This is a genomic window from Achromobacter sp. K91 (assembly GCF_003576205.1).
GTDB classification, from domain to species: domain Bacteria; phylum Pseudomonadota; class Gammaproteobacteria; order Burkholderiales; family Burkholderiaceae_B; genus Achromobacter; species Achromobacter aegrifaciens.
In genome coordinates, this window is record NZ_QWFB01000034.1 from 83,451 (window position 1) to 98,791 (window position 15,341).

Here is a 15,341-nt window from a genome sequence, read left to right on the forward strand (position 1 = left end):
GTTCCTAAGAATAAAAATTTTCCTGGCTGGACCATCCAGCCAGTTTTTTTCCCCGAACTAGACCGAAATCCAAGAAAGAACCCATCGGGTTTTCCAAATATTCAGTCGATATCAGCGTCTTGCCTAAGCGTTATTACCCGCCCGTGCATTAGCCAAAATGAGGGAAAGCCTGCGATTCTAACACAGCTGCTCAAAAAATGGGCAACTTAATCCGCGTTGGAAATACGCCGACGGCGCCCTGAGGCGCCGCCGGCACATCCAAACAATCAGGGACGCACGCCCTGGAGCGCCGGTTCAGGCGCCCAGGTAGGCTTCCAGCACGCGCGGATGGCCCAGCAGTTCGCGGCCGGTGCCGGTCAGCGCCATGGCGCCGTTCTCCAGCACGTAGCCGTGCTGGGCGATCTTCAGCGCCTGGCGCACGTTCTGCTCGACCAGGAACAGGGTCAGGCCGTCGGCGTTGATCGCGCGCAGGGAGCGGAAGATTTCCTGCACCACGATGGGCGCCAGGCCCATCGAGGGTTCGTCCAGCAGCAGCAGGCGCGGCTTGGCCATCAGGGCCCGGCCGATGGCCAGCATCTGCTGTTCGCCGCCGGACAGGTTGCCGGCGATGCCGGTGATCCGTTCCTTCAGGCGCGGGAACAGGTTGAACACGTATTCCAGGTCCGAGTCGACGTTCTTCAGGCCGCGGCGGTAGGCGCCCAGCTCCAGGTTTTCGAGCACAGTCATGGTGGTGAGGATGGCCCGCCCTTCCGGCACCTGGACGATACCGCGCGCCACCAACTGGTGCGGCGGCAGGTTGGTGATGTCCTCGCCTTCGAAAGTGATCTTGCCGCGCGCCTTGGGCAGCAGGCCCGACAGCGCCAGCAGCGTGGTCGACTTGCCGGCGCCGTTGGCGCCGACCAGGGCGGTGATTTCCTTGGCATTCAGGTCCAGGTCGATGCCGCGGACGGCTTCGATGTGGCCGTAATTGACCTCGAGTCCGCGGACTTCCAGCATGGCGCTCATTTGGCGGCCTCCGCTTGTTCGGTGTCTTCGTCGTCTTCGCGGCCCAGATAGGCTTCGATGACCTGTTCGTTGTTGCGGATCTCGTCGGGTCCGCCGCAAGCGATGATCTTGCCGAAGTTCAGCACCGCGATGCGTTCGCACAAGCCCATGACGAAGCGCATGTCGTGCTCGATCATGAGGATGGTGTAGCCGCGGTCGCGGATCGCCAGAATCTCGCGCATGAGTTCGGCGCGCTCGCCGGTGTTCATGCCGGCGACCGGCTCGTCCAGCAGCAGCAGCTTGGGCTCGGTGGCCAGCGCGCGCGCCAGCTCCAGGCGGCGCTGTTCGCCGTAGGACAGGTTATCCGCCAGGTCGTTGGCCTTGTGGTCCAGGCGCATCCAGGTGAGCAGTTCGTGCGCGCGCTCGCGGGCGCGCTTTTCGTGCTCGCGGTAACCCGGCAGGCCCAGCAGCAGGCTGGGGAAGCCGTAGTTCATGTGGCGATAAGCGCCCACCACCACGTTCTCCAGCAGCGTCATCTCTTTGAAGAGACGGATGTTCTGGAAGGTGCGGGCGATGCCCATGCGCGTGATGCGGTGCGGCTTCTTGTCCAGCACGCTCTGGCCGTTGAACGTGATGGTGCCGCCGCTGGGCGGCAACAGGCCGGTGATGAGGTTGAAGACCGTGGTCTTGCCGGCGCCGTTGGGGCCGATCAGGCCGAAGATGGCGCCTTCGGGAACCGACAGGCTGACGTCATGCAGCACATGCAGGCCGCCGAAGCTCTTGGAGACGGAAGAAAGCTCAAGCATGGCGCTTGCCTCCCTGGCGTCCTTGGCGCATCCAGCGCTTGAAGCGCGCCGGATCCCAGATGCCTTGCGGCAGGAACAACACAATCACCACCAGAATCACTCCATTCGCGACCAGGCGCAGATCGGCAAAACCGCGCAGCATTTCGGGCAGCACGGTAATGATGAAGCTGCCCAGCACGGGACCGGCCAGGCCGCCGATGCCGCCCAGGATCGCCATGGTCAGGATTTCCACGCCACGGTCGAAACCGTATTCGTTGGGGCCGATGAAGAAGGTCAGGTGCGCGTTCAGGGCGCCGGCCAGACCCGCGATCATCGCGCCGGCCACGAAGGCCAGCATCTTGTTGGCGCGCACGTCGATGCCCATCAGGCCGGCCGCGGTTTCGTCGCCGCGGATGGCGTCGAACGAGCGTCCGATCTTGGAGGCGCGCACGCGCCACAGCACGAACAGCACGATGACGACCGACAGCACCACATGCCACCACTGTGTCAGCTGCGGGATGCCGTTAAGGCCCAGCGCGCCGCCGGTGATGGACTCGGTGTTGAGGATGGTCACGCGAACCACTTCGCCAAAGCCCAGCGTGGCCATGGCGAGATAGACCCCGGACAGCCGCAAGGTCGGCAAGCCGATCAGCGCCGCCACCAGCGCGGGCGCGGCCATGCCGCCGGCCAGCGCGACCGAGAACGGCGCGTCGTAGTTCATGGTGAGCAGCGCGGCGGTGTACGCCCCGATGCCCATGAAGGCTGCGTTGGCCATGGCCAGCATGCCGCAAGCCAGGGTCAGCCAGATGGAGAGGGCCAGCAAGGCGTTGGTGCCCAGCGTGAGCACCAGGTTGCCGTAAATGGCCCAGAAGTTTTCGAATCCGCTCATTCTTTAAGCCTTGCGTTGAACCACTTTGCCGAACAGACCTTGCGGGCGCACCAGCAGGATCAGGAACAGCAGGCCGAAAGCCACCGCATCGCGCATGGTGGAGCCGATGTAGGCCACCGACAGCACCTCGGCAAAGCCCAGGAACAGGCCGCCCAGCATGGCGCCGCGGATGTCGCCCATGCCGCCCAGGATGATGACCGCGATGCCCTTGTGCAGCATCGGCTGGCCCATCAGGGGGAACAGCGCGTTGGAGTACAGGCCGATCAGCACGCCGGCCACGCCGCCCAGGGCAGCCGCGGCGAACGAGGTGGTGACGAACAGTTTTTCGACGTTGATGCCCAGCAGCCAAGCGGCCTTGGGCGATTCGGCGATGGCGCGCAGGGCGCGGCCGAATTGCGTGCGGCGCATGACGTACATCAGCACGGCCATCAGCGCGAAGGACAGGAAGATGATGCCCAGTTCAATGACGGTCAGGTGCAGGCCGGCGACCTCGATCACTTCCTCGGGCACGGTGCCGTGCGGGAAACGCAGGTTGCTTGCGCCGAAGATGCCCTGGGCGGTGTTGTTCAGGATGATGCCCACGCCGATGGTGGCGATCATGGGGATCAGGTGGGGCGCGTTGCGCTTGCGCAGCGGCTTGAGCACCAGGTAGTCGATGATGACTCCGGTGAAGCCGGCGACGAAGAACGCTGCCATCAGTCCCGCCCAAAGGGGCAGGCTGAATTGCTGCACGACGAACAGTGCCGCGTAGGCGCCAACCATGAAGACGGCGCCATGCGCCAGGTTGATCACCCCGAGCACGCCGAAGATCAGCGTGAAGCCCAGCGCGAACAGTGCATACACACAGCCCAGCGACAAGGCATTGACGAATTGTTGTTCGAACATGATGGGACTTTCCAAAGCTGTGAGGGCCCCATGCAGCGCCCACTGCATGGCCTTGAGCCTCCCGGCGGGGAGGCATTTCTTTTAGGGTGACGGCCCTGCGATAAAAAGCGCCTTGCGAGCGGCCGCGCCGCCCGCAAGGCGCATCCCCCCGCGCGGGGATGCGCAGCGCTTACTTTTCGATGACGTACTTGCCGTCCTTCGTCACGCTGACGATGGGAGCCTGGTCGGCATCGTAGCCGGCGGGCTTGCCGGCGCGGTCGTTGGCCTGACGGAACTTGAACGGGCCAGTGGCGCCGGTCCAGGTGACCGCGGGCAGCGCGTCGCGCAGGGCTGCGCGATCCTTGGGCAGGTCGCCCGAGATCTTGACGTTCTTCAGCGCCTGGGCGGCGATGTACATGGCGTCATACGACTGGGCCGCGAACTGGTCCGGCGCGCCATTGAACTTGGCCTTGTAAGCGTCGATGAACTTGACGTTCTCGGGAGCCTTGTTCTCGATCGACCAGGGGCTGCCGATCCACAGATTGTTCGACGCGCCGCCAGGGGCCAGGTCGAAAATCTTGACCGAGTTCATGCCGTTGCCGCCGATGACGGGCACGTTCAGGCCCAGTTGGCGGGCCTGCACCATGATCGGGGCGCCTTCGGCCAGCAGTGCGGACAGCACGATGGCGTCGGGGTTGGTGCCCTTGATCTTGGTCAGCTGGGCCTTGAAGTCCACGTCGCCCTTGGCGAACGTTTCGGTCGTCGTGACCGGGATCTTCTGGTCTTCCAGGGCCTTCTTGAAGTTGTCGTAGCCGCTCTTGGTGAAGACGTCGTCGTTGCCGTAGAGCACCGCCACGTTCTTCAGGCCGGTCTTGGCCTTGACGGTGGCGATGGTGGCCGGCAGCACGTCGGCTTCGGTGACCGAGTTGCGGAACACGTAGTTGCCGATGGAGGTGATGCCGTCAGCGGTATTGGAGGTGCCGAAGGCGACCGTCTTGGCGGCCTGGGCGATCGGGTCGGCGGCCTGGGCCGAGTTGGACAGCGTCGGGCCGAAGACCATCAGGACGTTGTCCTTGAAGATCAGCTTCTTGAAGACGTTGATCGCTTCTTCTTTCTTGCCTTGTTCGTCCTCGACCACGAGCACGATCTTGTTGCCGTTGATGCCGCCGGCGGCGTTGATTTCATCAGCGGCCAGCTGGAAACCGTTGCGGATCGACACGCCGTACTGGGCGGCGCCGCCCGACAGGGCTTCGGCCACGCCGATCTTGATGTCGGCTGCATGGGCAGCCGGGACGATACCGGCAGCGATCAGCGCGGCCAGCAGCTTCTTGGTCTTGGATTGCATGGTTGTTACCACCTTAAAGTCTGTCTCGGAATATTGGTAATCCGGGCTGATGTAATCCTGCCGGATTGACGTCGGATGCCGCCTAAAGGCGCCATGTTTGCGCGTCAAGACCCGGGATATTACTCCTTTGTATCAGGCGGCTACTCGAACGCCATTCAACAAAAGCCTACAAACCGCCCATTTTTTTGTAAAAAACGTGTGGTTACTAGCAAAAACCCTAACGCTGGCCGAATGTTATTCGGCAGGCGTAAGTGTCCTACGTTCTGGCCGATAACGCTACGCCCAGGTATTGGTCGTAGGCGCTTTCGGTCAGGCGGAACCATGGCATTTCGCTGTCGCGAAAACCCATGTAACTATCATGCATCGCCTTGAATCTGGGGTCTTTGGCGCCCAAGTCCTTGTAGAGTTGCTGCGTGGCCTCGAACGCCAGGTCCATGATGGACCGCGGGAATGTACGGATTTGCGCGCCGTTTGCCGTCAATTGGGCCAGAGCGGCCGCGTTGCGGGCATCGTAGCGGGCGATGGCGGCGGCATGCGCGGCCTGTGCGGCGGCATCCACCACGGCCTGGTAGTTCTTGGGCAGCGCGTTCCAGGCCTCGTCGTTGATATACAGCGACAGCTGCTCGCCAGGCGCCCACCAGCCGGGTGCGTAGTAATACTTAGCAACCTTATTAAGACCGAGCTTGTCGTCATCGTAGGGACCCGCGCCCGCCACCGCCTGCAGGCCGTCTTTCTCGAAGGCTTCGGCCAGCTTGGCGGGATCGGCCTGCTGCGGCGCCACGCCCAGCTTGGCCAGCACGTCGCCGGCCAGGCCGCCGACGCGCATTTTCAGGTCTTTCAGGTCGCCGGAGCGCTTGATTTCCTTGGTGTACCACCCGCCCATCTGGGCGCCGGTGTTGCCCAGCGGAAAGTTGATGATTTTTTCAGGCTTGAAGAGTTCGCGGGTCAGCCTCAGGCCGCCGCCTTCGCTCATCCAGGCGTTCATCTGCCTGGCGTTCAGGCCGAAGGGCACGCCAGCGTCGAAGCAGAAGACGGGGTTTTTGGCGTAGTAGGCGCGGGACGAGGCATGGCCGCATTCCACCTTCTTGGTGGAGACCGCTTCCATCAGGTCCGCGGCGGGCACGATCTCGCCCTCGGGGAAATGGCGGATGTTGAACTTTCCGCCCGTGGCTTCGGAGACGAACTTGCAGAAGCTTTCGCCGGCGCCGATGCGCAGATCCAGGGCGCTGGGGAAGCCGGAAGACAGGCGCCAGCTCAATGAGGGCATGTCCTGCGCGAACGCGGGCGCGCTGACGGCGGCTCCGGTGGCGACAGCGCCGAGACCGGCGTGCTTCAAGAACGAACGTCGTTGCATCTCTTTGCTCCTTTACCGCAACACCTGGGACATCACGCAATACCCGCTGGATATTACACGCCGATATGGGCCGACATTAACAGGACAGCGGGTAAAGGTTTGCAAATAGAGGGTGACGCGGGTCCGCGAATGGGCAGCGCGCAGGGGCTGCAAAGCAGTGCAAGGACCGGGGGCCGTGCAAGTCCGCGGCGGCCATGATGTGGCCGCCGCTCTAGCGACGTCAGATTCCGGCGATCGCCATCTGCTCGATCAGGATCGAGCCAGTGGTCTTGGTGCCGCGCGAAATCGTGTCGGCGCCGACCGCCACGATCTGCTTGAACATGTCGGCGAGATTGCCGGCGATGGTGATTTCCTGCACCGCGTGCTGGATCTGGCCGTTTTCCACCCAGTAGCCGAACGCGCCGCGCGAGTAGTCGCCGGTGACGTAGTTCACGCCCTGGCCGATCAGTTCGGTGACGAGAAAGCCCGTGCCCATCTTCTTGAGCATGGCTTCGAAGTCGTCGCCGCGGCGGGTCTGGGTGGAACTGAACACCAGGTTATGCGAACCGCCGGCGTTGCCGGTGGTCGTCATGCCCAGTTTGCGGGCGGTGTAGGACGACAGGAAATAGCCTTCCAGCACCCCGGCCGACACCACGCTGCGGCGGCGGGTGCGCACGCCTTCGTCGTCGAAGGGCGAGCTGCCCATGGCGCCGCGGATGTGCGGGTCTTCGGTCAGGTTGATGTGCTCGGGGAAGACGGGCTTGCCCAGCGCGTCCAGCAGGAAGCTGGCCTTGCGGTACAGCGCGCCGCCATTGGCAGCCTGGGTCAAGGCGCCCACCAGCCCCAGCGCCAGGGGCGCTTCGAACAGGACGGGGAACTTGCCGGTGCGGATGCGGCGGGCCGACAGGCGCGACAACGTGCGCTCGGCGGCGTAGCGGCCGATGGCCTCCGGCGAGGCCAGCTTGGCAGGATCGCGTTCGGAGCTGTACCAGTAGTCGCGCTGCATGCCATTGCCGCGTCCGGCGATGGGCGCGACCGACAGGCTGTGGCGCGAGTACGGATAGCCGCCCAGGAAGCCGCGCGTGTTGCCCATCACGAACTGGCCTTCGTAGGTGCCCACGGTGGCGCCATCGGTATTGGTGATGCGCGGATCGACCTCGCGGGCGGCGCGCTCGGCGCGCAGCGCCAGCTCGGCGGCCTCTTCGGTGGACACGCCCCAGGCGCGGTGCAGGTCCAGGTCGGGGAATTCGGTGGCCAGCTGATCGGCGTCGGGCAGGCCGGCGGCCGGATCGGCGGCGGTGTGGCGCGCAATGTGCCAGGCGGCTTCGACCGTCTGGCGCAGCGCCGCTTCGGAAAAGTCGGAGGTGGAGGCCGAACCGCGGCTCTGGCCGGCGTAGACCGTCAGGTCCAGCGAACGGTCGCGGGTCTGTTCGACGGTTTCGATGTCGTTCTTGCGTACGGAGACCGACAGGCCCAGGCTTTCCGAGACTTCCGCCGCTGCGTCGGAGGCGCCGATCTGGCGCGCATAGGCGAGGGTTTGTTCGACGAGTTCAGAAAAACGCGCGTGATTCGCCGCCAGCGGCAAGGATGAGGAGGTTTTAACCATTGCTGTCCAATTTGCAGAGACGGTTATCATAGCCAAGTCTGTCATTGCGCAGTTTTCCATGAATTCCCATATTGAAGAAGAATCCGTCGACGACGGTTACGACGAGAACGGCTACGACCGTCCCAGCAAGTCGCAGGTCAAGCGCGAAATGCACGCCTTGCTGGACCTGGGCAAGCAGCTGATCGAACTGTCCCCCGAACGCCTCAAGCAATTGCCGCTGGCGGAGCGCCTCTATGAAGCGATCCGCACCGCGCAGCGCACCACCGGGCGCGAGGGCAAGCGGCGCCAGGTTCACTTCGTGGGCAAGCTGATGCGCGACGCGCCCGCCGACGAGATCCGCGCCCAGCTCGACGTCTGGGAAAACGGCTCGCGCGAGGAAACCGCCGCCATGCACCGGCTGGAGACCTTGCGCGACCGCCTGCTGGACGACGACGAGGCCCTGACCCGGCTGCTCAATAACAATCCGCAGGCCGACGTGCAACAGCTGCGCGCGCTGATCCGCGCCGCCCGCAAGGAAAAGCTGGCCAACGCCGCCCTGCTGCAAGGCCAGGAGCCGCAGAAGAAGCACTACCGCGCGCTGTTCCAGGCCCTGAAGACCCTTACCCTCTGATTTTCACCGTCCGCCGTCCATGAACGCTCCGACCGACCTGCTCGATTGCATCGAGATCGAAACCGCCCCCAATCCCACGCACGCCGTGATCTGGCTGCACGGCCTGGGCGCCGACGGCAACGACTTCGCGCCCATCGTGCCGGAGCTGGACCTGCCGGCCGGCGCGTCGGTGCGCTTCGTATTCCCCAACGCGCCGGTGCAACGCGTGACGATCAATAACGGCATGGCGATGCGCTCCTGGTACGACATCCTGGTCATGGACCTGGTGCGCGTCGAGGACGCCAGCGGCATCCGCGCCTCCGAGGCTGCGATCCACAAGCTGATCGCGCGCGAAAACGCGCGCGGCATCCCGACCTCGAAGATCGTGCTGGCGGGCTTTTCGCAGGGCTGCGCCATGACCCTGCACACCGGCATCCGCCTGCCGGAAAAGCTGGCGGGCATGATGGGCCTGTCGGGCTATCTGCCGCTGCTGGACACGGCCGAGGCCGAACGCCACAGCGCCAATCACGACACGCCCATCTTCCTGGCCCACGGCCAGTACGACCCGGTGGTGTCGCTGCCGCGCGCCCAGGCCTCGCTGGCCGAACTGCAGCGCCTGGGTTACGACGTGCAATGGCACACCTACCCCATGCCGCACTCGGTCTGCGCCGAGGAAGTGGCGGATATCTCCAAGTTCCTGAATCAAGTCCTGGTCTGAGGACCATGCAGGGCCGCGCCCGGCGGCCCTGATCGCGGCAGATAGGCGCCCGGCGCCCCTGCCCGCCCACTTGCAGGCCCTGGCGGCCTGCGATTTCATTTTGTATACCAAATGGCATCCCAGCCTGGAATTTTCATAGGCTGGCTTTCTTGCGTCCATAGAGAAAAACGCCAACTGCAAAAAGCTTGTCGCCTATCTGTATTGAATATAGTATTCGATCCAAGCCTTACCGGCCCGAGCAAGCAGTTCGGGCTTCCCTGTTGTTGTTGTCGATCCATCCCATTGGCCGTGTCGCGCCGGGTTTCGGCGTGGCATTCAAGACGCAGGAGAAAGTCCCGTGAAATCCTTGCCATCGCCCCGTCTGGCGGTTGCGGCGCTGCTCGCGCTGTTCGCCCCCCTGGCCGCCCAGGCCGAAGCCCTCAATCCCCCCGTGAAGGTCCGCTACGAAGAAGTGGTGCGGTCCATTCTTTACGTGCCCAAGTACGTGGCCCTGTCGCAGGGCTACTTCAAGGACGCCGGCCTGGACGTGTCCATGAAGACTTCGCAAGGCACCGACAAGGGCATGACCGCCCTGCTGTCCGGCAGCGCCGACATCGTGCTGATCGGGCCCGAAGCGTCCATCTACGTCCACAACAGCGAATCCCCGGTCAAGCCCAAGATCTTCGCCGGTCTGACCGCCACCGACGGCTTCTTCCTCTTGGCGCGCAAGCCGGTGGAGAAGTTCGACTGGTCCATGCTCAAGGGCAAGGAAGTGATCGGCTTTCGCCCCGGCTCCAATCCCATCGTGTTCCTGGAAACGGCGCTGCGCAAGCATGGCGTGGATCCGCAAAAGGACGTGAAGCTGCTGAACAATATCGGCATTCCCGCGCGCGCGGGTGCCTGGATGGCCGGCCAGGGCGAATACGGCATCTTTCTTGAACCCGAGGCCGGCGAACTGGTGCGCAACGGCAAGGGCTACATCGTCGCCTCGGTGGGCCACGAAGTCGGCCAGGTGGACTACACCGTTTTCACCGCCACCGACAAGTACATCCGCGACAATCCCAAGGTCATCCAGGCCTGGACCGACGTGGTGGCGCGCGCCGAAAAATACGTGAAGGACACGCCCGCGGCCACGCTGACGCCGCAGATCATGACTTACTTCCCCGGCATGGACCAGGCCGCGGTGACCGAGGCCATCGAGCGCTACAAGAAGTACCAGATCTGGAAGACCACGCCGCTGGTGACGGCCGAAGCCATGAACCAGTTGCAGGACATGCTGATCGCCAGCGCGGTCATGAAGGATAACGCCCGCGTGAAGTACGAGGACGTGGTGGTGACCGACTTCGCGAAGAAGGCCCAATGATGGGCGCCGTTATCCACAACCTGAAGCCGGACACCGCCACGGCGAAGATCGAACTGCGCGAGGTCTGTCTTTCCTATTTCACCCAGGAAGGCGAGACGGAGGCGCTGTCGAATGTGTCGTTCACGCTGGCGGCGGGCGAATTCGTCAGCCTGATCGGGCAAAGCGGCTGCGGCAAGAGCACCCTGCTGTCGCTGATCGCCGGCCTGATTCCGCCGACCTCGGGCGCCGTGATGATAGACGGCCAGGCCGTGACCAAGCCCAATCCGCGCATCGGCTACATGCTGCAGCAGGACTACCTGTTCGAGTGGCGCACCATCCTGGACAACGTCATGCTGGGCGCGGAGATCCAGGGCCGGCGCGATGCGCGCAGCGAGGCGCGCGCCGTGCATCTGCTGGAGAAATGCGGACTGGGCGCGTTCCTGTCGCACACGCCGCGCCAGTTGTCGGGCGGCATGCGGCAGCGCGCCGCGCTGGCCCGCACCCTGGTCACCGAGCCGGACGTGATCCTGCTGGACGAGCCTTTCTCGGCGCTGGATTCGCAGACCCGGCTGGCAATCTCCGACGAGGTGGTGGACATCCTGAGGCGCGAAGGCAAGACCGTGGTGCTGGTCACCCACGACATCGGCGAAGCCATCGCCATGACCGACCGTGTGATCGTGCTGTCGCGCCGTCCCGGCCGCCTGAAGAGCCAGTACCGCATCCATTACGGCGACGGCCAGGCGCGGCCGACGCCATTCCAGGCGCGCTCGCGGCCGGAATTCAATACCTACTTCAAACAGCTGTGGGACGAGCTCGATGTCCACGTGGAGGGTTGACCCATGAACGCGCCCGTCGCCAACACCGTTCCGCTGCGCGCCGTGCGCGCGCCCAGCGAGAAGTACCTGAACTACCTCCGGCGCGACCGCGCCCGCCGCCGGCATATCCGCGTCGCGCAGGCGCTGCTCTTGGCCGTGTTCCTGTGCGCCTGGGAAATCCTGCCGCGCATGCACATTCTCAACCCGCTCCTGACCAGCTACCCCAGCGCGCTGTGGCCGACGTTCATCGAACTCTGGAACAACGGCAACCTGGGCAAGCACATCATGACCACGCTGAGCGCCACGCTGGTGGGCTTCGGCCTGAGCATGGCGATCGGCATCGTGGTGGCGGCGGCGCTGTGGTGGTCGGACTTCCTGTACAAGGTGCTGGACCCCTTCCTGGTGGTGGCCAATGCCATGCCCAAGATCGCCTTCGTGCCGATCTTCTACCTGTGGCTGGGGTCGGACTACGCGGTGTACGGCATGGCCGTGGCGATCGCGGTGTTCGTGACCATCATGGTGGTGTATGCGGGCTTTCGCGGCATCGACCTGAACAAGGTGAAGCTGGCCCACACCTTCGGCGCCAGCCGCTGGCAGGTGCTGACCAAGGTGGTGCTGCCGGGCAGCGTGCCCACGTTGATCGCGGCGGTGAAGATGAACATCGGCCTGGCGCTGGTTGGGGTGATCGTGGGCGAGTTCCAGTCGGCGGATTCCGGCCTGGGCTTTCTCATCATGAACGGCAGCCAGGTGTTCAAGCTGAACATCGTCATGACCGCCATCGCCATCCTGGCCGTGATCTCCAGCGTGATGTACCTGATCGTCTACCGCATCGAAGCCGCCATCGCGCGGCGCTACGGATAAGGAGCCGCCATGGAATTCCCAAAATGGGTGGAGGACCGCGTGATCGCCCGCCAGGGCCGCCTGCATCCCTATGACGAACTGCCCGCCGCGCGCCTCGCGGTGGTGGTGGTGGACATGCAGCAGTACTTCACGCTGCCCGGCTATCAGGGCGAATGCGCGCCGGCGCGCGAGATCATCGCCCCCATCAACCGCCTGTGCGACGCGGTGCGCGCCGCCGGCGGCACCATCGTGTGGGTGCAGACCGCTTCTGATAACGCCGACTCGTTCTGGTCGCACCATCACGGCGTGATGTTGACGCCGGAGCGCAGCGCCAGGCGCCTGGCAACACTGCGCCGCGATGCTCCCGGATATGCCTTGCATCAGGACCTGCATGCGCACGACGCCGACCTGCGCGTGACCAAGCGCTTCTACAGCGCCATGGCACCGGGCTCTTCCGAACTGGAGCCGCTGTTGCGCGGGCGCGGCGTGGACACGCTGCTGATCGCTGGCACGGTCACCAACGTGTGCTGCGAATCCACCGCCCGCGACGCGATGATGCGGGACTTCCGCACCATCATGGTGGACGACGCGCTGGCCGCCGTCACGCCCGCCGAGCACGAGCATGCGCTGCACGGCTGGATGCTGTTCTTCGGCGACGTGCTGTCGGTGGACGAATCGATCGCGCGGCTCAAGCCCGCCCAGGCGGCCAGAAAGACCGCCTGAACGGGCCTGGGATCAGGACAGGTTCAACCAGACCCGGCGCATCGTCGGGTCTTCCGGATCCGCGTCGTTGGTGAAGCCCAGGCTGGTCATCAGCGACAACATGGGCCGGTTGGTCGACAACACCAGGCCGTCGATGTATTCCAGCCCCTGTTCGCGCGCCGCGTCGATCAGCGCCGACATCAGCTGGCGACCCAGGCCGCGGCGTTGCCAGTCGTCACCGATCACCAGCGCGTACTCCGCCCCCCTGCCGTCCGGATTGCGCAGGTAGTGCGCGAAGCCCACGAGGACCTCGCGCGGATGCCCGCGGTTGGCCGGGTTGGGCACCTGCGTGGCGGCCACGAGCGCCAGCTCGCGGTGGTAGTCCACCTGCGTGTAGCGCGACACCATGCGCGGGGTCAGCTCGCGCATCATGGACACGAAGCGCATGTAGCGCGAACGCTCCGACAGGCCGCGGATGAATTCCTGCAGCGGCTCGCCGTCCTCGGGACGGATGGGACGCAGCACCCAGGGGATGCCGTCGGCGAAGCGGCGCACCTGGACCAGCCGGGCCGGATACGGGTGGATCGCCATATGCGGATAGCCTGCGGTCTGCGGCGTTTCGCAGCCGGGCTTCTCGGTCAGCGTCATGCGCAATCCGCCGGCGCGCAGATGGGTTTCTCCGGCGTATAGCGGATCGATGTCCAGGGACTCGATATCCGGCAATTCCGACACCAGCTCGGACACCAGCACCACCGCCTGTTGCAGCGCCTCGGCGGCCATGTGGCCGATGCGCGGCGCCAGCACCCGGCGCCACAGCCGGCTGCGTTCGATCAGCTGGCGGGCCAGGAAGCCGTTGAGCGGCGGCAGGTCGACGCCGCGGTCGGATTGCGACAGCACCGCGTCCGGACCGCCCGCGCCAAAGCGGATGACGGGGCCGAACTGCGGATCGCGCCGCACCCGGATCGCCATGGGGCGGGATTCCGGCTCGGCCGCCGCCACGTCCATCGGCGTGTCGCGCAGCGGCACGTAGAACAGGGCCAGCAGGCTGCGGATTTCAGAGGTATTCAGTTCGCGCCGGCATTCCGCGCGCACGCGCGCCAGGATCTCGCGCGCGGCGCCCAGGTCCGGCACATGGCTGGCCGGCTCCGGCGGCTGTGTCTGCAGCAGGAGTTGCTGGTTGTAGTGATGGGTCGCCAGCACGCCGAAGGCATCGGCGGCCGATTCCGGCGTGCGGAAAGCCGAGGTGCCCGCGTCGTCAAGCATGCGCCGCAGCGGCCGCATGCCGGCATCGCCCATGAAACAGGTGACGACCGGCTTTTTCGCCTTGGGTGCGATCTGCGCCAGCTCGCGCGCCACCGCCGGCATGTCGGCCAGCGCGTCGGGTGCCAGCAGCACCAGCACGCCGTCCACGCCGGCATCGTCGAGCACCGCGTCCAGCATGGCGCGGATGCGTTCGGGCGTCAGCGGCGTGAAGGTGATGACGGGATTGGCGGTGGCCGCGTCCGGCTCCAGCATGGCCGCCAGCGTCCGCTGGGTCGCGGGCGCGAGTTCGGCGCGCAGCACGGCGGCGTCCGGGCCGATCAGGTCCATGGCCAGCTGGGGCGGCCCGCTGCCGTTGGAGATCAGCGCCACGCGCCGGCCCTTGGGACGGCGCGTGTAGCCCAGCACCTTGACGGCCGAGAACAGCTGCACGAAATAGCGTACCCGCACCGCGCCCGCGCGGCGCAGCGCGGCGTCGAAGATGGCATCGGCGCTGTCGGTGTCCGCACGGCCGGCCTTCAGCACGATCACGGGCTTGATCGAAGCCGCGGCGCGCAAGGTGCTCATGAATTCGCGGGCCGGGCCCACGTCTTCCAGATAGAGCACGATGCTGTCCGTGCGCGGATCGCTGGCCAGGTAGTCCAGCACCTTGGACAGGCCCACCACCGCCTCGTCGCCCAGCGACACGGCGGTGGAAAAGCCGATGTGCACATCTTCGGCCCAGTCCATGACCGCGGCCATGATGGAGCGCGACTGCGCCAACAGCGCCACGCGGCCGGCGCGCGCCAGCACCGGGTGCTGGCTCAGGTTCAGCCCGGCGTGCGGCCGCTGGGCGCCGAAAGAGCGCGGACCCAGCAATTCGCAGCGGTTTTCCTCGGCCCAGGCGCGGCACAGCGCCAGCGTGCCGCGCGGATACGGGTCGGGCAGTTCATGCGGCAACAGGATCACCGAGCGCGGCGCCAGCGGCGACAGCCTGCGCAGCGTTTCCGGCAGGACGGCGGGAGAAACGCAAACCAGGGCCAGATCAGGCCGTTCGCCCTGAGCCAGGCCCTGCAACGTGTCCGGCAGGTCCGGCGCGGCGCCGACTTCGCAAGCCACCACTGTGGTCTTGCCCTTGAGCGCGGGCGGCAACGAGGCCGCCGCCGGCAGCGGCCGGTCGGCGACGATCACCAGCGAGGCGGGCTCGAACATCGGAGCGAGAGCATGTCGCAACATGGTGTTAGCAGGCCCTAATCTAAAATACCCCTCATCGTAACAAGACAACCCCGCCCTACGTTTGACATGGGCCCA

The 15,341-nt window shown here is 65.3% G+C and carries 14 protein-coding genes; 6 read left to right on the forward strand and 8 right to left on the reverse strand.

The window, feature by feature from the left end; translation table 11 throughout:
* Nucleotides 1-294: 294 nt before the first annotated feature.
* The 7 genes from DXK93_RS17425 to pmbA form a co-directional block, all read right to left on the reverse strand.
* The gene (locus DXK93_RS17425) at nucleotides 295-1,005 is read right to left on the reverse strand and encodes an ABC transporter ATP-binding protein (RefSeq protein ID WP_054458384.1); all 711 of its coding nucleotides are present in this window, start codon (nucleotides 1,003-1,005) and stop codon (nucleotides 295-297) included.
* A complete protein-coding gene (locus tag DXK93_RS17430; protein ID WP_054458382.1) occupies nucleotides 1,002-1,790 on the reverse strand; it encodes an ABC transporter ATP-binding protein in 789 nt (262 codons plus the stop codon). The genes DXK93_RS17425 and DXK93_RS17430 overlap by 4 nt, the downstream gene beginning before the upstream one ends.
* Nucleotides 1,783-2,658: a branched-chain amino acid ABC transporter permease gene (locus tag DXK93_RS17435; RefSeq protein ID WP_054458380.1), complete on the reverse strand. Its 876-nt coding sequence runs from the start codon at nucleotides 2,656-2,658 to the stop codon at nucleotides 1,783-1,785. The genes DXK93_RS17430 and DXK93_RS17435 overlap by 8 nt, the downstream gene beginning before the upstream one ends.
* A gap of 3 nt (nucleotides 2,659-2,661) precedes the next feature.
* Nucleotides 2,662-3,543: a branched-chain amino acid ABC transporter permease gene (locus DXK93_RS17440; protein WP_054458379.1), complete on the reverse strand. Its 882-nt coding sequence runs from the start codon at nucleotides 3,541-3,543 to the stop codon at nucleotides 2,662-2,664.
* 169 nt (nucleotides 3,544-3,712) lie between these two features.
* Entirely contained in the window at nucleotides 3,713-4,867 is a 1,155-nt protein-coding gene (locus DXK93_RS17445; protein ID WP_054458376.1) for an ABC transporter substrate-binding protein, read from the reverse strand.
* 256 nt (nucleotides 4,868-5,123) lie between these two features.
* Nucleotides 5,124-6,221, reverse strand: coding sequence for a TRAP transporter substrate-binding protein (locus DXK93_RS17450; RefSeq protein WP_119450706.1), 1,098 nt, complete (start codon nucleotides 6,219-6,221; stop codon nucleotides 5,124-5,126).
* A 220-nt stretch (nucleotides 6,222-6,441) separates the two neighbouring features.
* A complete protein-coding gene (pmbA, locus tag DXK93_RS17455) occupies nucleotides 6,442-7,806 on the reverse strand; it encodes a metalloprotease PmbA (RefSeq protein WP_054458372.1) in 1,365 nt (454 codons plus the stop codon).
* Between the two features lie 58 nt (nucleotides 7,807-7,864).
* Between pmbA and yjgA the strand changes: the two genes are divergently transcribed.
* From yjgA to DXK93_RS17485, 6 genes are all read left to right on the forward strand, one after another.
* Nucleotides 7,865-8,416, forward strand: a complete 552-nt coding sequence (gene yjgA, locus DXK93_RS17460; protein WP_054458370.1) for a ribosome biogenesis factor YjgA — start codon at nucleotides 7,865-7,867, stop codon at nucleotides 8,414-8,416.
* 19 nt (nucleotides 8,417-8,435) lie between these two features.
* Nucleotides 8,436-9,113 (forward strand): alpha/beta hydrolase, encoded by a 678-nt coding sequence (locus DXK93_RS17465; RefSeq protein ID WP_054458369.1) that lies wholly within the window; start codon nucleotides 8,436-8,438, stop codon nucleotides 9,111-9,113.
* Nucleotides 9,114-9,450: 337 nt separating this feature from the next.
* Entirely contained in the window at nucleotides 9,451-10,455 is a 1,005-nt protein-coding gene (locus tag DXK93_RS17470; protein ID WP_054458367.1) for an ABC transporter substrate-binding protein, read from the forward strand.
* Entirely contained in the window at nucleotides 10,455-11,270 is an 816-nt protein-coding gene (locus DXK93_RS17475; RefSeq protein ID WP_042797538.1) for an ABC transporter ATP-binding protein, read from the forward strand. Before DXK93_RS17470 ends, DXK93_RS17475 begins: the two co-directional genes overlap by 1 nt.
* 3 nt (nucleotides 11,271-11,273) lie before the next feature.
* Nucleotides 11,274-12,110, forward strand: coding sequence for an ABC transporter permease (locus DXK93_RS17480; protein WP_054458365.1), 837 nt, complete (start codon nucleotides 11,274-11,276; stop codon nucleotides 12,108-12,110).
* 9 nt (nucleotides 12,111-12,119) lie between these two features.
* Nucleotides 12,120-12,812 (forward strand): isochorismatase family cysteine hydrolase, encoded by a 693-nt coding sequence (locus tag DXK93_RS17485; RefSeq protein ID WP_119450708.1) that lies wholly within the window; start codon nucleotides 12,120-12,122, stop codon nucleotides 12,810-12,812.
* A gap of 12 nt (nucleotides 12,813-12,824) precedes the next feature.
* Here the strand turns inward: DXK93_RS17485 and DXK93_RS17490 are convergent, their stop codons facing one another.
* Nucleotides 12,825-15,266, reverse strand: a complete 2,442-nt coding sequence (locus DXK93_RS17490) for a GNAT family N-acetyltransferase (RefSeq protein WP_119450709.1) — start codon at nucleotides 15,264-15,266, stop codon at nucleotides 12,825-12,827.
* Nucleotides 15,267-15,341: the final 75 nt, after the last annotated feature.

Excerpts from the sequence above, each read along its gene's own strand:
- pmbA (WP_054458372.1), bottom strand. The coding sequence starts at position 7,806 with ATGGTTAAAACCTCCTCATCCTTGCCGCTGGCGGCGAATCACGCGCGT.
- DXK93_RS17425 (WP_054458384.1), bottom strand. The coding sequence starts at position 1,005 with ATGAGCGCCATGCTGGAAGTCCGCGGACTCGAGGTCAATTACGGCCAC.
- DXK93_RS17490 (WP_119450709.1), bottom strand. The coding sequence starts at position 15,266 with ATGTTGCGACATGCTCTCGCTCCGATGTTCGAGCCCGCCTCGCTGGTG.
- DXK93_RS17440 (WP_054458379.1), bottom strand. The coding sequence starts at position 3,543 with ATGTTCGAACAACAATTCGTCAATGCCTTGTCGCTGGGCTGTGTGTAT.
- DXK93_RS17445 (WP_054458376.1), bottom strand. The coding sequence starts at position 4,867 with ATGCAATCCAAGACCAAGAAGCTGCTGGCCGCGCTGATCGCTGCCGGT.
- DXK93_RS17480 (WP_054458365.1), top strand. The coding sequence starts at position 11,274 with ATGAACGCGCCCGTCGCCAACACCGTTCCGCTGCGCGCCGTGCGCGCG.
- DXK93_RS17465 (WP_054458369.1), top strand. The coding sequence starts at position 8,436 with ATGAACGCTCCGACCGACCTGCTCGATTGCATCGAGATCGAAACCGCC.
- yjgA (WP_054458370.1), top strand. The coding sequence starts at position 7,865 with ATGAATTCCCATATTGAAGAAGAATCCGTCGACGACGGTTACGACGAG.
- DXK93_RS17475 (WP_042797538.1), top strand. The coding sequence starts at position 10,455 with ATGGGCGCCGTTATCCACAACCTGAAGCCGGACACCGCCACGGCGAAG.
- DXK93_RS17430 (WP_054458382.1), bottom strand. The coding sequence starts at position 1,790 with ATGCTTGAGCTTTCTTCCGTCTCCAAGAGCTTCGGCGGCCTGCATGTG.
- DXK93_RS17435 (WP_054458380.1), bottom strand. The coding sequence starts at position 2,658 with ATGAGCGGATTCGAAAACTTCTGGGCCATTTACGGCAACCTGGTGCTC.
- DXK93_RS17450 (WP_119450706.1), bottom strand. The coding sequence starts at position 6,221 with ATGCAACGACGTTCGTTCTTGAAGCACGCCGGTCTCGGCGCTGTCGCC.
- DXK93_RS17485 (WP_119450708.1), top strand. The coding sequence starts at position 12,120 with ATGGAATTCCCAAAATGGGTGGAGGACCGCGTGATCGCCCGCCAGGGC.